Below are 16,908 nucleotides of genomic sequence, written 5' to 3'. Positions count from 1 at the left end.
CCCGCCTCCTGCGGATCGAGAGCTCACAGCGAACGTGCTTTGCCCGCGAGGATGGCCAGCGAATCCAGACCGTCGAGCACGGTCGGCGCGGCCACACCGAAATCGATCAGACAGGCGATCTCGGCGGCGCCTGCCCGGCGCAGGCTTTCGACCATCGGCAAGGCCGAATCCGGGCTGCCGAACAGCCCATTGGTGCGGTAGTAGCGCTCGAAAGCGAAGTCCAGCACCTTGTTTCGCGACCGGTCGTCGAGGGAGTCGAGACTTTCCGCACCCCGCCGCCACAGATCGACCGAGTCCGCGAGATAGCGCTTGAACGGTCCCTGCACGGTCTGGCGCACCGTGGCGTCGTCGGCGCCGACGAAGGTGTGCAGCATGACCGTCACCTGCCCGGCGTCGGGATCCAGACCGTTGCGATCGCGCGCCTTGCGGTAGGCGTTGATCTTGTCCGCGAGTTCGTCCACGGTCTGGAAGAGCAGGGCGGTCAGCACATTCGCGCCGAGCTCACCCGCCATCTCGAAGCGCTCCACGCCGCCGCTGCAGGTCACCCAGGTGGCGAGTTCCGGCTGGATCGGGGCCGGGAAGATGCGCACCGAACGGGGCTCACCCACGCCGTTCGGCAGCGCGATCGGCTCCCCGCGCCACAGGCGCTGCACGCTGGCCATCCCGGACCGCGTGACATCGACCCGAGTGCGGTAGTCGTCGGGGGCCAGCACGAAATCGTCCGGGTTCCAGCCGGTGGCGAACGCGAGATCGACCCGGCCGTCGGACAGATTGTCGACCACCGACCAGTCCTCGGCGACCCGCACCGGATTGTGCAGCGGCAGTACCACGCTGCCCGCCCGGATCCGCACCCGGCGGGTGATGGCCGCCAGCGCCGCGCCGAGCACAGCCGGATTCGGATACAGGCCGCCGAAGGAATGAAAATGCCGTTCCGGCAACCAGATCGAGTGAAAACCGTGTGCGTCGGCGAAACGAGCGCTGTCGAACAACAGCTGATAGCGGTGTGCGTCGGCCTGCTGTGCGTCGCTGGCGAAGAAGAACAGCCCGAAATCGAGTGCGGCCCCGCCGCGCGCCGCGGGGTCGCGGTGTTCGGCCACCGCGGTGACCAGATCGGCGACGGACATGCCGCCGTAGATGTCCTCGGCGGAGAGTTCGATATCGAACCGATCCTCCAGGATCGTCAACATCTCGGCGGCCTTGACCGAATCGAGGCCGAGCGCGGTGAGCGGTGTCGCGGGGTCCACGGCCTCGAGTCCCAGGCGCTGCTTCGCCCAGTCCAGGAAGAAGGTCGTGGTATCGGCGTCGTCTCGTGGTTCGCTCATATGGCCCTCGATTCGAATTCCTCGGCGTACAGGTGGCGCAGCTGCGAGCGGCGGATCTTGCCGCTCGTCGTTTTCAGCACCTTGCCTCTGTCCACGAAGACCACTCGATGGAGCGCTACGGCGTGATCACGGCTGATGGCGGACCGGATCGACGCCTGTAGCGCGGTGGCGGCGTCGTCGGTGAGTTCGGTCTCGAGTTCCTGGATGACGACCAGCCGTTCCTCGCCGTCGATCTCGATCGACAGCGCGGCGCAGCCGCCGCGGCGCAGCGCCGGATGGGTGGACTCGACGGTCCACTCGACATCCTGCGGAAACAGATTGCGCCCGTTGATGATCATCATCTCCTTGCGGCGTCCGCAGAGGAAAAGGTGGCCCTGTGCCAGGAATCCGAGATCGCCGGTCCGCAGATAGGGCGTCCCGGGCTCGCCGGTGATCTCGGCCGCGAACGTCTGCCCGCTCTCCTCGGGCTTGTTCCAATATCCGGAGGCGATACTCGCTCCGCCCAGCCAGATCTCACCGACCCGCCCGGGTTCGGCGCGGCACAGTGTCACGGGATCGACGATCGCCGCCGCGCCGGAGCGGACCGGGCCGTAGTCGACCAGTTCCCGGCCGCCTGCCTCGTCCACCACCCGGCCCTTTTCCAGATCCGCGCCGGCGAACGAGCGTGTGCGCAGGCCCGATCCGACCGGACCGCCACCCACATACAGGGTGGCCTCGGCGAGCCCGTAACCGGGAAAGAAGCTCTCCCGGCGGAACCCGCTCGCGGCGAACGTGTCGGCGAACCGGTCCAGCACAGTCGGATTGACCGGTTCCGCGCCGACGAAGGCGACCTTCCATTGCGACAGATCCAGCTGTTCGGCCTCGGCCCGCGACACCCGCTCGGCACAGATCCCGAAGGCCAGATTCGGTCCGCCCGCAGTGGTATTCGTGTGCTGCGCGATCTCGCGCAGCCAGACCAGCGGCCGCCGCAGGAACGTCTCCGGCGCCATCAGCGTCGCGGGGTAGCCGACGAACAACGGCGACAGAATCCCCAGTACCAGCCCCATGTCGTGCGACGGCGGTAGCCAGTGCACCGCCGAGCTGTCTGCGGAGTGGCCGAGGCCGCGCCGCAGGCAGTCGAGGTTGTGCATGAGATTGCGGTGGCGCACCACCACACCCTTCGGCGCACCCGTGGACCCCGAGGTGTATTGCAGGTGGGACACGTCGTTCTCGTCCGGCAGCGCCGTGTCGAGCAGCCCGAGCGAAGCGCCGCGTTCGGTCGCCGCGCTGTCGATGATCTGCTCGTCCGGCCAGCCGAGCAGGTCCCGGGCCACCGCCGCGGCCGAGTGCGGCGCGATGACGGCCGCCGCGCCGCTGTCCCGTGCGATCGCCGTCACCGTGTCCGAATGGCGTTGCGAGGTAGGCACATACAGCGGCACCGCGACCCGGCGCGTCAACAGGCAGGCGAGGAACGCGTGCACCATGTCCAGCCCCGGCGGGCAGAGCAACAGCACCCGATCCCCCGGCGCCGTGCTGCGCTGCAACCGATTCGCCACGCACAGCACATGTTCCAGCAGCAGCCGATAGTCCTCGACCTCGCGCCGCCCCTGTCCGTCGAGGAATGTGTACCCGACCCGGTCGCCCTGCTCGCTCGCCCGCCGGACCAGAATCTCGGCCAGCGTCCCCCGTGCTTGCTCATACCCCATCGACCCACGACCTCCCGAATCAGCTTTGACCACACCTGGACGAAACATGTTCGGGCCTGCGGAAAGGCGCCCGGCAGCGGAGGCGATCGGCCTCGCGCGCAGGACATCCTCGCACAACGCCGATCACCCGATCGTGTCCGGGCTCCACTCGGCGGCGGGCTTCAGAGTTTGGTCTATTGACCACATTTGCCGGACCCGCGCACGGGCCCGGCGGCTATGCGAGGCGGACGTCGGCGGTGGCAAGGCCGAAGACCTTGCGCCCGGCGGATTTCGCGACGATCACGACCACGGCGGACCTGGTCGCGGGGTCGAGCGATTTGACGCGGCCGGTGAATTCGATCCCGGTGGTGGAGGCGGCTGCGAGGACGGTGTAGTTCGAGAGCCGGACTCCGTAGCGGATCACGGCGGCGGGGTCGCCGAGCCAGTCGGTGACGAATCCCGCGCCCAGGGCCATGGTGAGCACGCCGTGCGCGATCACGTCCGGCAGGCCCGCGTGGGCGGCGATACCGTCGTCCCAGTGGATCGGGTTGGCGTCACCGGAGACTCCGGCGTAGTTCACCAGATCTCCGCGCGTCAGGTGAACGGTGCGGGCCGGTAGCTCATACCCGTCGGTGATGTCCTCGAATCGAATGGCGGTGTGCGGGAGGCGCGTTCGTGAGACCGCCGAAAGCTGGTGTTGCGGACCGCTGTCGAGAGTGCTCGTGGTTCGGGGCATCGCGTCGAGTCCGTTCATGATCACACGCTCGATCCTGGGCCCGATACCGGCATCGATGTCCGCGCCGGTGATGCCCACGACCGTGGTGTGCATGGTCTGCGCGATCTCGCCGGCCGGGTCGGTGAACGTATTGGTGATGGTGAGCAGATCCTTGCCCGCGATCCGGCGCACCGAGGACAGTTCGACGTCGATGACCAACCGGTCGCCCGCGAGGACCGGCTTGTGCAGTTCGAAGAGCTGATCGGTCTGTACGAACATGTCGTAGCCGGTCGTGAGCGTCGCGATGAGCCGGCGGTTGGCCAGCATCGCGGCGATGGACAGGAACGTGGTCGGGGTGAGCAGGCCGCGGTGCCCGGCCGCGGCGGCAGCGTCCTCGCTCCAGTGCGCCGGATGGAAATCCTGTACCGCTCGCGCGTACTCACGGATCTTCTCCCGCCCCACCTCGTAGAAATCGTCGGTGCGATAGCGATGCCCGACCAGCCCGGCCACATCGAACGCTGCTTCCACCGAACCTCCTCCATCGATTCACCGCGCACGCGGCCGGGCCACGGTATCCACGCCGGAGGGCGGAGAAACTCGCATCGCTGCCGAATTTCTCCTATCCCCAATCCGAAAGCGCTGTCGATGGTGACGTGTACCAGTTCGCCCCGGCACGATGGTCGGCATGGAGATGATTCCGGACCCGGCCGACCGCACCCGCGCTTTCGAGCCCCTGCTCGACAGCCTCCTCGCGACCTTCGGTGCGGATCGGGAGCCGTCACCGGGTGTGAGCGGTGCGGGCGAGCACCACCGCTGCGAGGTCAAACGCTTCCGACTCGGCCAAGCCGCCGACGCCGACGCACAGGCCACTCGCAGTCACGCCGATCGACTGCTCCACGTCGCCGTGCACGACCAATGCCGCAGCGGCATCAACCAGCTCATCCGCCCGCTGGTCCGAGTTCTCGGCTATCGTCCGGTGCAGGAGAGGCTCGTGCGTTATCTACGCGAAGGCAGTGAACCGGAGCAGATCGGGGCCACCATGGCCTGGTATTGGGCGCAACCTCCGCTCGGCTACGACAGCTGGGAAGATGCCCGCCGCGGAATCCCGAGTAAGAGCAGCCAAGCCGAACAGGACAGCCTGAACGACCTGCACCGGCAATTCCGCACCGCGTGCCTTGCCGCATTCTTGGCACGCGATTCCCCCGACACCCGCCACGCCCTCTCGATCTGGCTGACCCTCGACCCCGCCGACTACCCCGGCCATCTCCGCGCCGACCACACCCGCGCCTGCGAGATCATCCGCGCCGACCCGGACCGCTACCGCCGCCCCTCCTGAAGCGGGTCAGCCCGGCGCGTCAACGGAATTCGGCGGCGGTGCGAACACCCTCGTCGATATCGCAGAAAGCGGCGATCGGGCCGAAAACGGCGCGCAGGTGCTCGGCGCTCAGGTGACGCCCGGCCGCCCACAACGCATCCAGGGCCGCCTCGTCGGGTTCGAAATCCTCGAGCGCCGCCCGGTCGGGTTCGAGTTCCCCGCGATCCAAGTCGAGCGCGCTCTGTGCGGCATCCATCAGGTTTTCCCGGACACGATGCGCAGCGTCCGGCATCGCGCCCTCGAATCCGTCGTCGACGTCGTAATCGACACGCTGCCATCGGTTTCCATCGAATCCGTAGGCGAAGGAGATGACCGGTGCCCAACTCGCCGGGTCGCTGTCGAGATCGGCGATCACGCTCCGCCACCATTCCGGAACCCCGGCGAGCACATCGGTCTCTTCGACGCCCGCCGTATCCTCGCGAAAGTAGGTACGGGAGAATTCGGGGTCGCGCCCGCACAACACCGCGCGGTCATCCGGTAGCAGCACCAACTCCGCCCAGTTGCCGCCACCATCGTCATAGTGCGCGAACCGATGCCCTGCCCTCGACTCCTGCACCCGCACCGCACCTCCGGAACACGTCGCGTTGTCCACAGCCGCACACACCGCCCACTCATCCCAGAGCAGTTGCGGTTCCGGTAGGTCGACAATCGTGAATCCCACTGTGCTCCCATCGATTATCCGGACGACCCGCGTTTCGAGACGATAGCCGCACGAACCGACAATGCGGGCCTACCGGTACTTGACCCAGTACATTCCGCGACCGGATTCCGCGGGCGCGCGTTTCTCACGAGGCTCGACACGATCGAGGTGATACCCGAGCCGGCGGGCGACGGCGGCGCTGCGATGATTCGCCTCATCGCAATGGATCTCGACCCTGTCGATATCCGCTAGTTCCAAGGCTATTCGAGTCAACGCGCCCACGCTGCGGGTCACCACACCGCGACCGGCGTGCGCGACGTGGCACCAGTAGCCGATTTCCAGCCCGCCGGGGCCCAGACAGTCGTGCACGCTGGTCGCGCCGAGCAGAGTGCCGTCACCGGCGAAGATGCCGTAGTCGAAGCTGCGGTCGGCAGTGGGCCAACTCGCGGCACACGTTTCGGAGCGTGCGCGTTGCTGCTCCACAGTGATCGGTGTGGCGAGCCAATGCATCCACGGATGCAGATGCTCGTAGGACGCCGTGATCGCCTGGAATCGCGCCATCAGATCCTCCGGCTGCCAGCGACGGATCAGCAGGTCCGCCAGAACGATTCGTTGCGGGGGAGCGACACCTACCGCGAGAGCGGGACCGAATTCGACGTCCATGTCGGCGATACTGGCGCTCCACTGCGCAGCGCGGCAACTCGATATTTGCTGCCGGCCAGCTGGCCCAGTGTGGAAACATGCTCGAGCACCGGCAAATTGAGTGGACAGATTCGCGGCCGAGCACGACGATGCAGAGGTTCTGCCCAGACCATCCGAAGGCGAGAATCGATGTCCATTGATCTTCGGCAGCTGATAGCTGGTCTGTGCCTGCTGATCGCGGTGGTGGCCGTGCCGATGGGATTGGTGATCACCACTGTCGGCACCATCCTGGCCTTCCAGGATCCCGATGCCGAGCCGACGTGCGACGGGGAGGTCATGACCCCCGGCACGGAATGTTGGAGTTTCGGAGATTCTGTCGGGGTGACCAGCTACGAGCAGGCCGTCGAAGCTCACCGTAGAGGTCGTGAGTCCTCGGAGGGGATGCTGCCGATCGGCCTGGTGGTTGTCGGGGCCGGCCTCGCGGCGGTGGCGGGTTTCAAGTGGGGCACGAGGGCGTCGACCGGATCCGCTGCTCCCTCTGTCGTGGGTGCCCCGCAACACCAGCGCCCGCGCGCCGTTGACCAGACACCCGATCGCAGACCATCATTCGCCGAATTGGACGCTCTCGCGACCTCGGCGCTCGCCCAGGATGATCTCGACGGTGCGCTGCACTGGATGCAGCGGGCGGCGGAGGCCGGTGACGCTGTCGCGATGAACAACCTGGCGCGACTGTTGCAGAACCGGATTTCCCGACAGAGCCGGCCGCAACGGTGGCAGCACAGACACCGAAATCGCGGCGACCTGATCGAGGCCGGACTCTGGTTCCGTAGGGCCGCCGTGGCAGGCAATCGCGATGCGATGAACAGCCTCGCGACGCTGCTGCACAAGGACGGGAATGCTCAGGAAGCCGAACTGTGGCGCCACCGAGCCGCCGCCCCGAACGAACCCGCGACTTCGATCGCTGCACCGAGCCGTTCGACGAGACCGCCGGTCGACGATCTGAATGCTCTGCTCACCCTTGTGCTGGGCAGCCGGGCGACAGCCGAGAGACTCATCGACTTCGAACAACGAAACGACCCGGCTGCCGATCGAGCCACCGCGATCGACCGGGCAGCCGAGCGCCTGCGTGCAGATCGTCAGCGGCAAGGCTGACCGGCCCGTGGACCTGATCAGTGGTCGACGACCGGGGTGTTCTGGCAGAAGGTGAGCAGCCAGCGGCCGTTCTCCTCGGTCATGCCGTACAGCGGCGAACCCTCGGCCTGAAGCTCGCCGGCATGATCGAAGTACTGCTGGCGGACCTTGACTACGACGACGTCGGGCCGGATGAAGCGGATGAAGAACGGCTCGTAGGTGGCGTAGCCGTCCTTGGTCGCGCCGGGCAGCACGGCGCGGGTGAACTCGGAGATCTCCTCCAGCCCATCGAGGAATCTGCCGCCGCCGGTGGTCCAGATGGCATCGGGATGGAACAGGGCCAGGAACGCGTCGGCGTCCTCGGCGCGCTGCGCCTTCTCCACCGCGGCCACGACGGCGTGAACGGCGGCAATCTCTTCGGCCTGATCAATATCGGCGTTCGTCATGCTATTATCTTCCAACCTCGAGTCCGCTCGAGGTCAAACGACCAGTCGGCAGGTCTACCTCGATAGTCTCGCGGGCGTGAACGATGATGTGGTGCACTGGCTCCGCCGACCCGGTACGGGGAAATACGCCAAAGTCGAACGGGAGCGACGATTCCTGCTTCCGGCAGTGCCGGCCGAGGCCGTAGATCCTCGGTACATCGAGGACCGCTATATCGTCGGCACCCGGCTGCGATTGCGACGTGTCGAGGTGGGCTCTCAGGTCGTCTACAAGTTCTGCCAGAAGGTCCGTCCGGACGCGGATATCCCTTCCACGGCGGCGATCACCAACATCTACCTCGACGAGCCCGAGTACGAAACACTCCGCCTGCTCCCCGCAGTGACACTGCGAAAGACGCGGCGTGTGTGGAAGTTCGGCGGCCATACGTTCGTCGTCGACGAGTTCCACGACGACTTCACCGGTCTGGTCCTGGCCGAGATCGAGCTGCCCGACCATGCCCCCGATCTGCCCCTGCCGGCGCTCGGTACCGAGGTCACCATGGACGAGCGATTCACCGGTGGATACCTGGCACACGCGGACGCTGCCGAGCGAGCGCTGATCATCGCGTTGTAATGCACGGCGCTGCGATCGATTCCGCCGCATGAGTCACGCCGGACCGATCGCGACGTGTAGCCGGTCGGGAATCGGCGATTATCCGACCGGCTCCGGCCGGGTCTGACAGGGTCGGCACATGCAGATCGGTGTCGCACTTCCGCAGATGGCTCCCGGCTACGGGCCGGGCACGACCTGCGACTGGGCTCGGCGAATCGACGCGGGCCCGTTCTCGAGCGTTTCGGTGGGGGAGCGGGTGACGTTCTCGAATCCGGAGATGGTCGCGACCTTGGGCGCGTGCGCGGCGGTCACCGAGCGCGTGCGGGTCCTGGCGAATCTCTGGGTGCTTCCGCAGCATCCGATGGCCATGGTCGCGCAACAGATCGGCACCCTCGATCAGCTGGCGAACGGCCGCCTCGAGGTCGCCGTCGGAGTCGGCGGCCGCGAGCACGACTATCGCGCTCTCGCCGCGGATTTCAGGGGGCGGCACCAGCAGCTCGACGACAAGGTCGCCGAGCTGAGGTCGCTACTCGCCGGCGATCCGCCGTTCGAGGGCGCGGATCCGGTCGGACCGGCGTGCGTGCAACCGGGCGGGCCGATCATCCTTGCGGGCGCGATGGGGCCGAAGGCGATGCGCCGGGCTGCGCGATGGGCCGATGGCATCTCCGGTTTCAGCATCTCCGGCGCGGCGCAGGAGATCGCGGCGGCCGGTGACCTCGCCGACCGATGCTGGGCCGAGGCCGGTCGGACGACGCCCCCGCGCAAGGTCAGCGGCTGCTTCACCGCACTGGGCGTCACCGATGCCGCGGCGGCACTGCGTTCCTTCACCGCCCGCTACCTCCGCTTTCTCGGATCCGAGTTGGCCGAAATGATCGCCGCGACGACGCGGGCGTCGACCCCCGAGACACTCGCCGCGATTCTCGACGGCGCGGAGCGCGCCGGATGCGACGAGTTCATCCTGGTCCCGGCCGTCACCGACCCGAATTTCCTCGAGGTGGCGACCGAGGTGGTGGCCGCACGATCCTGACGCTCGAATCGCGCTGCGGCGGGCGTTTCGCGCGGATGCGGACCGGTGGCAGGCCGGTACCTGGATTCGGAGCCGCCCCTGGGTACGGTGACGGTGTGCCGCGAGAGACGTTGACCAAGGAGCAGGTCCTCCGGGCTGCGGTGGAGGTGCTCGATGCCGAGGGGGTGGCCGGGCTGAACGTGCGTCGGCTGGGTGCTCAGCTGGGTGTGGCGTCGACGGCCATGTACTACTACGTGAAGAACAAGGACGAGCTGGTCACTCTCGCCGCTGATCTGGTGTGGCACGAGATCGAGCTGCCGGACGCCGCGACCACGGATTGGCAATCGGCGGCAACGGTTTTGGCGCATGAGGTGCACGAGATGATCGGCCGGCATTTCTGGCTGCTTGCGGCCATGAGCACGCACGTGATCTATGGGCCGGGCAAGGCGCGTTTCGACGAATGCGGTCTTGCGGTATTCGAGGGTGCGGGTTTCGCCGGCCGCGACGCGGATCATGCCGCAGCGACCCTGCTGATGTACGTGATCGGCGCGGCACAGGGCGCCGCCGCCGAGCGGGCTTGGGAGGCGAGGGTGCGCCGCGACGGCGGCGACCCGGGCGCGCGGCAACCCGATGCGCTCGTCTACGCCACCGAGATCGCCGCGCAGTTCCCTCGGCTCAGTGCCCGGGTGAACTCGTCGGCACCTGTCGAAACCCTGCCCGGTAGCAGCGGTTTCGAATTCGGACTGCGAACCGTGCTGGATGGCCTCCGAGCCCGATTGGCTGCCACTCAGGAGAAGTAGTTGCTCGCTGCGGGCAAGGCGAGCGCGGCGATCACGACCACCGAACCCACGGTCGCGAGCAGCCAGCGCGCTACTGTCGCCGGCCGATACCACGACGGCAGTGTGTCGGCGGCGGCGCGCAGTACGGCCCGGATATCTAGGCGCTGGGCTCGAGGATCGTCCAGTCCGGCGAAGGCCGCTGCGGTCATCGGGATGGCGAAGACCTGGATCGTGGTCACATAGCCGACCCCGATCAACGCCAGTGGCTGCACGATCCAGGTCGAGATCCGCCCGATCTCGCTACCGGCCAGATTGAGTACGGCCAGGGTCGTGAATACGGCGGCGATCGCATAGCCGACGACGAACCCGGCGCGGCCTTCGTCGAGCCGGACGCCGTGCTCGTCGAGTACCTCCGGCGGCACGCCTTGGCGCGTCGTCTCTGCTATCGCGGCCCGTTGGGCGCGCGGCCCGGCGGTCCGGTAGGCGACGAGCATGACGACGAACAGTCCAGCCAGCACCGATTGCAACAGCCCGGCGATGGCTACGGGGATGGGCACAGCAGCTCCTCGGATAGATTTGAACAAAGATAAAATTCAGCTTATCCGGCTATTTATCTATGTTCAACAGATTGCTGCGGTATCACCTCGCGGCACATTCGGACCGGCTGCCGACTTAGGACCGTAACTGTCCTATCCGCCCGACATACTCGATTCATGAGCGAAACCGAATCGACCGTGGGACAGCCGGATCAGCCCGAGATCACCGACTACGACGATCCGAACGCGCCCTGGAACCAGGCGTGGGATCAGGAGGGCGGCATCGCCAACTGGAACGATGACGTGATCAAGGAGTTCCGGGAGAACTCGGGCAAGGTGGGCGGCGCTTACGCGGGCGGCGATCTCATCCTGCTCACCACCACCGGAGCCAAGAGCGGCAAGCGGCACACGACCCCGCTCGGCCCCCTGTACCGGGGCGACACCATGTACGTGAGCTCGTTCATCGAGGACAAGTACCCGGCCTGGTGGTACAACATCAAGGCGAATCCGCAGGTCACCGTCGAACTGCGCGAGAAGACCTATCAGGCCACCGGCAAGGTGCTCGAAGCCGAAGAGTACGACGAGTTCGCGGCCTGGGTGCTGGCCGAAAACCCGCTGCTCGCCGATTTCCAATCCAAGATCGACCGGCCGATTCCACTGGTCGTGCTGACGCTCGACGGCGAGGGCTGAGCGTTCACGGGCGAACGGTTGACCGGTGCTTTCCGGTCGCCGTTCGACCGGAAAGTCTCGTGACGAGGGATCGTCGCTGTGCGACAGTGACGATCGTGACCGAGGACTACCGCACGCTGAACAAAGCGAACTGGGACGAGCGCGCACCGGCCCACGCCGCATCGCCCGACTACCAGGTGGACCGCCTGCGCGGCGATCCCGAATTTCTCAGCGAGGTAGTGCGTTTCGATCTCCCGCTGCTGGGCCCCGTGCGTGGCCTGGACGCGGTGCACCTGCAATGTCACATCGGGACCGACACCCTCTCGCTGGCCCGGTTGGGTGCGCGGATGACCGGGCTCGATTTCTCCTCGGCGTCGCTGGCCGAGGCGCGCCGCCTCGCCGAACAGACCGGCACGCCGATCGAATTCGTGGAGTCCGATGTCTACGAGGCCCGGACCGCGCTCGGCGTCGAGCGATTCGACCTACCCCTACTTTCGAGCTGCCCGAGCCGATGGTCTTCGCCGACGAGGGCACCTACGTCGACTCCGATGTCCGGTTCACCGCCACTACCACGCACGAGTGGAATCATGGTCTCGGCGAGATCGTCACCGCCGTACTCGAAGCGGGCCTGACCCTGACCGGACTCACCGAGCACACCAGTGTGCCGTGGAACGCGCTACCCGGCCGGATGCGGCCCGACACCGCCGGCGAATGGCGGCTGACCGCGCACCCGGAGCGGCTTCCGTTGAGCTACACCCTGCGGGCCGTCAAACCCTGAGGCAGCGCGAGCCGGAAATATCGCACCCGCGCCGCTCGAGGCTAGGGTCGGTGTCGTCATGCTGATCTTCCTCCTGGCGCTGGCGGGATTCGCCGCCCTCGATTCGCTGCATGTGCTGAACGTGGGTATCACCGCGGCGGTGGTCCTCGACAGCCGTCTGAGCCGCCGCTCGCCGGTCCCCGGGGCGTCGAGCTTCATCGCGGGAATCTTCCTCGCGACCACGACATTCGGTATCTGCACGGTGCTCGGAGTGAGTTTCCTGACGGATCTGGTCGACTTCGACCTCACGCCGACCGTCCGCTACCGAGCCGAACTCGTCGTCGGCGCGCTGCTGCTCGTGCTCGGCGCCGTTCGATTGCCGCGCGGCCCGGGCGAGCTGCCCGCCTGGGCGATCGAAGCCCGCCGAAGACCGGTGCTGCTCGGGTTGGTCGGCGCCGGGATCGGGATCGTGCAGGCACCGACCGCGGTCCCGTATCTGGCCGCGCTGGCGATGATCTCGGTGCGCGAGCCACGTCCGGCGCTGTGGCCCCTGATCGTCGCCGCCTACTGCCTGATAGCGCTGCTGCCACCGCTGCTGGTGCTGTTCACGGCGACGCGACGCTCCAGCCGAGCCCAACGCTGCTATCGCGCGACAGTCCGCGGATTGAACCGCTTCGGCTCGATCTCGGTGCGCATCCTGTTCCTGATCTTCGGGGCGGTGCTCGTCTGGGATGCCCTGCGCAACTATTCCGCGCTCCAACCACCCGTCCTGCTGTTCGCTACTACGCCGGAATCCGAGGCGGCGGTCAGCGTCGCCGCGAACTCCGGCAGCATGCCCAGCAGCTCCGGTTCGGTTATCGCACTGCCGCATTCACGATAGACGGCTCCGATGTCGAGGAGTACGCGCTCCGGGCCCAGCAGGTTCTGGCATCGAGTGAAGTCGAATCCGCGCGCGGCTTCCGACACGGTGCGGCCGGTGGCGTGGCACCGGTGCGCATAGTCGCGCAGCCGTCGCAGGTATTCGCCGAACAACCGCACATAGGCGGGGCCGACGACCGGCCCGTGACCGGGCACGATCGTGTGCGCGTCCAGGTCGAGGATTATCTCGCAGGCAGCGATCCAGCCATCGATCGGACCGGAGTGGATGACCGGATGGATTCCGGCGAACAGCAGGTCACCGGCGAACAGGATCCCCGCGTCGGGCAGGTGGGCGAGCACATCGCCGTGCGTATGCGCGGGCCCGGCCTCGAGCAGCTGGACACTTCGTCGGCCGACCCGAATTTCGAGCGCCTCGCTGAAGGTCCGCGTGGGCAGGGTCGGTTCGACGCCGGTGAAGTCGAATTCGGCCACGATCGGAGCCATCCAGTCGCGTAGCCCAGCAGGCAGCTTCTCGTCGAGAAGCATTGCCAGAAACCGGTTCTCACTCATCTGCCGAGCCGCCGCGGCCGAGGAGACGATCTCCGCGCCGACCACCAGTTGATTGCCCCACCAGTGATCGGGGTCGTCGTGCGTGTTCACCAGTGTCCGGATGGTCACCTCGGGTAGCTCATCGGAGACCGATCTCAGCAGATGTGCGGTCTGGGACAAGGTGAACAAGGTATCGATCAGCAGTGCTTCGTCGCCGTCGGTGACGAGTCCGGCATTGCTGCGACCCCACGAGCCGTCGGGCTCGAGGTAAGCGAACGCTCCCGCACCGAGTCGATGCAGGCCGCGAGTGAACGGGATAGGCACGATTCCCCCTAAATTAGTCTACAGCCTAAGTTTAGGTGACAGTACACTTCGAGCCATGGCAGCGAAAGAGCCCGGCCGACGCGAGCGGCGCAAGATGGAGACCCGAAACAGATTGCTGGACACCGCATTGACGTTGTTCGCCACGCAGGGCTTCGAGGCGACGACCATCGATCGAATCGCCGAACAGGCAGATGTCGCGCGCCAGACCGTGCTGAACTACTTCCCGCGTAAGGAGGAATTCGTCCGTGCCTGGGTCGATCGTCGCCAGGAGCGTCTGTCGAATCTCTTGCGAGAAGAGACATTCCGCGATCTTCCGGCCCGGGAGCGGCTCACTGGTCTGGTGCGCCGCATGGCCGGTTACGACGAACAGGAGAGCCGGGTCGCCCGGGCGATCTCCGACGGCTGGCTCCGTCGCGACAGCGGATTCTTCGCCGCCGCGATAGCGCCGTCGGCGCTGGCCGAGGCGGTCCGGCTGGGCCAGCGGCACGGCGACTTCGATCCCGCGATCGACGCGGACCTCGCCGCCGAAGTCGTCTACGACTGTTACCTGCAAACCCTGAACCGCTGGCTGCACGCCGACACCGAGTTCGCACTCGACCGCGTCCTGCTCGCCAAACTCGACCTCGTGCTCAACGGATTGCGCTGAGACAGCGGGGTTCTCGCAACTAGCTCGAGTGGGCGGGGGAGTGGGGGACCGGGATGTCGAACTTCCAGGGCCCGGGGCGGCCGGGGTGGGTGGCCGCCCGGGTGTGCAGGTCCAAGGTAGTCCGCGCGTGGGAGGTCGACGGCGCCGAGCGAGGTGAGGTGGCCGGAGGTGATCTGGCAGTCGATGAGGGCGAAGTCCCAGGCGGCGAGTTGGGTGCAGAGCCAATACAGTGCGATCTTGGAGGCGTCGCGGGCGCGGGAGAACATGGATTCACCGGCGAAGGAGCGGCCGCGTGCCACGCCGTAGAGGCCGCCGACCAGATCTCCCTCGCGCCACACCTCGACGGAGTGCGCGTGACCGAGGTCGTGCAGTCGCCGGTAGGCCGCTTGCATATCGGAGCCGATCCAGGTCCCGGTCTCCTGGGCGCGCGGGCCGGCGCACTGGGTCATGACTTCGGCGAAAGCGCGGTCCATGGTCACCGAATAGTCGGCCTTGGTGACCGAGCGGCGATAGGACTTGCTCACCCGCAGAGCGGTCGGCACCAGAATGCTCCGCGGGTCCGGGCAATACCACTGGATGATCTCGCCGGGGTTGTACCAGGGAAAGATCCCCGCGGAATAGGCATCCAGCAACCGCTGCGGCGACAGATCGCCGCCGAAGGCGACCAATCCGGACGGATCCGCGAACTCGACAGGTGGGAACGGCTGGTCTGGATCGACGAGATGCATCCGCATCAGGTCGGCATCGTCGGTCACCGAACCGAGATTACCGACCTGAGCCCAGCGGTGTCGGCGATGACGAAAGCCGTAGCGGCTACGGGAAGAGCATGTCGCCGTGCGCCGCCAGCTCGGGGACGGTGGGGCTCCTGAGCTGGTAGACCGGTTGCTGATCGGGTGCGAGGGTGGTGCCGGTGGCCGGGTCCCGCCAGTTCGGCCCCGGTGTGGGGCGGCCCGCGAACACGCCGTTGTCGGGGCCGCGCCACACCGCGAACGGGTCGGCCGATCCCCAGGTGCCGTAAAGGGGCAGGGAGCCCCGGTGATTGGTGACGGCGAACTCCGCGCCCCAGGTGTGGCCGCGGTCGGTGGAGGTGGAGCCGAACAGCTCGGGCGCGCCCGGCTTGCCGTAGGTCAGCATCAGTGTCGCGTTCATGAAGCCCGGATGCCCGACGATGGTGGGCATGCCTATGGTTCGGTGCGGTAGCAAAGTCCGGTTGTCGGCGGAGAAATTGGAGCCGTCGGTAGACCGGTACAGGATGATGTTCTCGCCTTCCCTGGTGAGCAGGTACACCTCCGAGCTGTGGTGGTTGGACAGCCGAATTCCGTTGGCCGCGAGGGGAAGTCCATTGAGCAGTGCTCCGGCGTTGTGCCACTGGCCGTCGAAGACCCCGTGGTAGATCTTGTGATCCGGTTGACCGAAGTTGTCCAGATGCCCGGTCCAGTACAGGTGCAGCAGGTCGGACCGGGCGATGAGAGTGGGGCGGGTCGCGGTCTGGTTGAACCGCATCTCGCGGTCGAGGATGTTCTGTGGCAGTGTCCAGGAGTTGCCGTCGAAGCTCGCCCACGACATACTCCGGTCCTCGGACCCGCTGGCGAATACGCCGCCGAAGGCCATGTAGACCTTGTCCCGCCAGGTCGCCAGTGTCGGCCCGGCCCACGAATTGGCGCCCGGTACCTCGTTCATCCCGTTCCAGTTGTTGCCGTCGTAGGTTCGCGACCACCAGACTCGCTGATCATCAGTGTGCCCGTGTCCGGTGTTTCGCCCGGCCATGATGAGCGGCATGTCAGCCTCCTCGGGGAGTTTCGGATTACGCGGTGAGTTGCTGCATGATGGCCGCGAAGTCGAGCCAGACGTTCTCGCGGCTGATCTTGCCGTCGCGGATCTCACACACGTGCAGGATGCGGAAGGTCAGCGGCCGATCTCCGCCGGGAATGCCGGCGAACGTCCCGGGCGCCCGGCCGGACCACTGCGAGTCGTCGACGAAGAAGTCGTCGCCGTAGTAGCGGCGCAGCGTGACGAACTTTTCCTCGGTCAGCGCATCGAAGAGCCCGCGGTAGCGCTCGGTGACGGCCGTCGGATCCCGCAGCACCCCCTGTGGGTCGCCGACGACATCGTGCTCGGCGTCGGGAGTCAGGGTGGCGACCGCGGTGACCACGTCCTTTGCCGCCTCGGCGGCACAGTGCTCGGCGAACAGCGCGTCCATCTCATCACGAGTCATGACGATCCCTCCCTGTGTCATTTATGAGTACCTGATTATCATGAT

General features: G+C 66.8%; 19 protein-coding genes and 1 pseudogene. 9 read left to right on the top strand and 11 right to left on the bottom strand.

The window, feature by feature from the left end; all coding sequences use genetic code 11:
• Positions 1-23: 23 nt before the first annotated feature.
• From ACFVMC_RS30400 to ACFVMC_RS30390, 3 genes are all read right to left on the bottom strand, one after another.
• On the bottom strand, positions 24-1,322 hold the full coding sequence (locus ACFVMC_RS30400) for a MupA/Atu3671 family FMN-dependent luciferase-like monooxygenase (RefSeq protein ID WP_379215969.1): 1,299 nt from the start codon (positions 1,320-1,322) through the stop codon (positions 24-26).
• Positions 1,319-3,007 carry a fatty acyl-AMP ligase gene (locus ACFVMC_RS30395; RefSeq protein ID WP_379215967.1) on the bottom strand — a complete coding sequence of 563 codons (1,689 nt, stop codon included), beginning with the start codon at positions 3,005-3,007 and terminating at the stop codon, positions 1,319-1,321. Before ACFVMC_RS30395 ends, ACFVMC_RS30400 begins: the two co-directional genes overlap by 4 nt.
• Positions 3,008-3,221: 214 nt before the next feature.
• On the bottom strand, positions 3,222-4,229 hold the full coding sequence (locus ACFVMC_RS30390; RefSeq protein ID WP_379215965.1) for a fused (3R)-hydroxyacyl-ACP dehydratase subunits HadA/HadB: 1,008 nt from the start codon (positions 4,227-4,229) through the stop codon (positions 3,222-3,224).
• Between the two features lie 157 nt (positions 4,230-4,386).
• Here ACFVMC_RS30390 and ACFVMC_RS30385 point away from each other — a divergent pair, with 157 nt between their 5' ends.
• Positions 4,387-5,037, top strand: coding sequence for a hypothetical protein (locus tag ACFVMC_RS30385; RefSeq protein ID WP_379215963.1), 651 nt, complete (start codon positions 4,387-4,389; stop codon positions 5,035-5,037).
• 19 nt (positions 5,038-5,056) lie between these two features.
• Here the strand turns inward: ACFVMC_RS30385 and ACFVMC_RS30380 are convergent, their stop codons facing one another.
• Both ACFVMC_RS30380 and ACFVMC_RS30375 read right to left on the bottom strand, forming a co-directional pair.
• Complete coding sequence (locus tag ACFVMC_RS30380) at positions 5,057-5,737, bottom strand: hypothetical protein (RefSeq protein ID WP_379215961.1); 681 nt, start codon at positions 5,735-5,737, stop codon at positions 5,057-5,059.
• A gap of 69 nt (positions 5,738-5,806) precedes the next feature.
• On the bottom strand, positions 5,807-6,379 hold the full coding sequence (locus ACFVMC_RS30375) for a GNAT family N-acetyltransferase (protein WP_379215959.1): 573 nt from the start codon (positions 6,377-6,379) through the stop codon (positions 5,807-5,809).
• Positions 6,380-6,424: 45 nt separating this feature from the next.
• On the opposite strand from ACFVMC_RS30375, the gene ACFVMC_RS30370 reads away from it, so the two are divergent.
• The gene (locus ACFVMC_RS30370; protein WP_379215957.1) at positions 6,425-7,510 is read left to right on the top strand and encodes a tetratricopeptide repeat protein; all 1,086 of its coding nucleotides are present in this window, start codon (positions 6,425-6,427) and stop codon (positions 7,508-7,510) included.
• A gap of 17 nt (positions 7,511-7,527) precedes the next feature.
• Here ACFVMC_RS30370 and ACFVMC_RS30365 read toward each other — a convergent pair whose 3' ends face one another.
• A complete protein-coding gene (locus ACFVMC_RS30365) occupies positions 7,528-7,935 on the bottom strand; it encodes an SgcJ/EcaC family oxidoreductase (RefSeq protein ID WP_379215955.1) in 408 nt (135 codons plus the stop codon).
• A gap of 76 nt (positions 7,936-8,011) precedes the next feature.
• Between ACFVMC_RS30365 and ACFVMC_RS30360 the strand changes: the two genes are divergently transcribed.
• The 3 genes from ACFVMC_RS30360 (at position 8,012) to ACFVMC_RS30350 (ending at position 10,330) form a co-directional block, all read left to right on the top strand.
• The gene (locus tag ACFVMC_RS30360) at positions 8,012-8,545 is read left to right on the top strand and encodes a hypothetical protein (protein ID WP_379215953.1); all 534 of its coding nucleotides are present in this window, start codon (positions 8,012-8,014) and stop codon (positions 8,543-8,545) included.
• Between the two features lie 118 nt (positions 8,546-8,663).
• Positions 8,664-9,551 (top strand): LLM class flavin-dependent oxidoreductase, encoded by an 888-nt coding sequence (locus tag ACFVMC_RS30355; protein WP_379215952.1) that lies wholly within the window; start codon positions 8,664-8,666, stop codon positions 9,549-9,551.
• A 95-nt stretch (positions 9,552-9,646) separates the two neighbouring features.
• Entirely contained in the window at positions 9,647-10,330 is a 684-nt protein-coding gene (locus ACFVMC_RS30350; RefSeq protein ID WP_379215950.1) for a TetR/AcrR family transcriptional regulator C-terminal domain-containing protein, read from the top strand.
• Here the strand turns inward: ACFVMC_RS30350 and ACFVMC_RS30345 are convergent.
• Positions 10,318-10,866, bottom strand: coding sequence for a hypothetical protein (locus ACFVMC_RS30345; protein ID WP_379215948.1), 549 nt, complete (start codon positions 10,864-10,866; stop codon positions 10,318-10,320). The genes ACFVMC_RS30350 and ACFVMC_RS30345 overlap by 13 nt on opposite strands.
• Before the next feature lie 156 nt (positions 10,867-11,022).
• Between ACFVMC_RS30345 and ACFVMC_RS30340 the strand changes: the two genes are divergently transcribed.
• From ACFVMC_RS30340 to ACFVMC_RS30330, 3 genes and pseudogenes are all read left to right on the top strand, one after another.
• Positions 11,023-11,535, top strand: coding sequence for a nitroreductase/quinone reductase family protein (locus ACFVMC_RS30340; protein WP_379215946.1), 513 nt, complete (start codon positions 11,023-11,025; stop codon positions 11,533-11,535).
• A gap of 95 nt (positions 11,536-11,630) precedes the next feature.
• A complete protein-coding gene (locus ACFVMC_RS30335) occupies positions 11,631-12,146 on the top strand; it encodes a class I SAM-dependent methyltransferase (RefSeq protein ID WP_379215944.1) in 516 nt (171 codons plus the stop codon).
• A gap of 204 nt (positions 12,147-12,350) precedes the next feature.
• Positions 12,351-13,028 (top strand): annotated as a pseudogene (locus ACFVMC_RS30330) (GAP family protein); the annotation flags it as partial.
• On the opposite strand, the gene ACFVMC_RS30325 reads toward ACFVMC_RS30330, so the two are convergent.
• Entirely contained in the window at positions 13,016-14,002 is a 987-nt protein-coding gene (locus tag ACFVMC_RS30325; RefSeq protein ID WP_379215943.1) for an MBL fold metallo-hydrolase, read from the bottom strand. The pseudogene ACFVMC_RS30330 and the gene ACFVMC_RS30325 sit on opposite strands and share 13 nt — an antisense overlap.
• A gap of 55 nt (positions 14,003-14,057) precedes the next feature.
• On the opposite strand from ACFVMC_RS30325, the gene ACFVMC_RS30320 reads away from it, so the two are divergent.
• Positions 14,058-14,648, top strand: a complete 591-nt coding sequence (locus ACFVMC_RS30320; protein ID WP_379215941.1) for a TetR/AcrR family transcriptional regulator — start codon at positions 14,058-14,060, stop codon at positions 14,646-14,648.
• Here the strand turns inward: ACFVMC_RS30320 and aat are convergent.
• Genes aat through ACFVMC_RS30305 form a run of 3 tightly spaced genes read right to left on the bottom strand, consistent with a single transcriptional unit; the run spans position 14,546 to position 16,863 of the window.
• Positions 14,546-15,403 carry a leucyl/phenylalanyl-tRNA--protein transferase gene (gene aat / locus ACFVMC_RS30315; RefSeq protein WP_379215939.1) on the bottom strand — a complete coding sequence of 286 codons (858 nt, stop codon included), beginning with the start codon at positions 15,401-15,403 and terminating at the stop codon, positions 14,546-14,548. The genes ACFVMC_RS30320 and aat overlap by 103 nt on opposite strands.
• Before the next feature lie 58 nt (positions 15,404-15,461).
• Entirely contained in the window at positions 15,462-16,427 is a 966-nt protein-coding gene (locus tag ACFVMC_RS30310) for a hypothetical protein (RefSeq protein ID WP_379215937.1), read from the bottom strand.
• Between the two features lie 25 nt (positions 16,428-16,452).
• A complete protein-coding gene (locus tag ACFVMC_RS30305) occupies positions 16,453-16,863 on the bottom strand; it encodes an ester cyclase (RefSeq protein WP_379215935.1) in 411 nt (136 codons plus the stop codon).
• Positions 16,864-16,908: the final 45 nt, after the last annotated feature.

Source organism: Nocardia sp. NPDC127579, from assembly GCF_042672005.1.
In the GTDB taxonomy this organism is placed as follows: domain Bacteria; phylum Actinomycetota; class Actinomycetes; order Mycobacteriales; family Mycobacteriaceae; genus Nocardia.
This window is presented reverse-complemented; position numbering and strand designations above follow the sequence as displayed.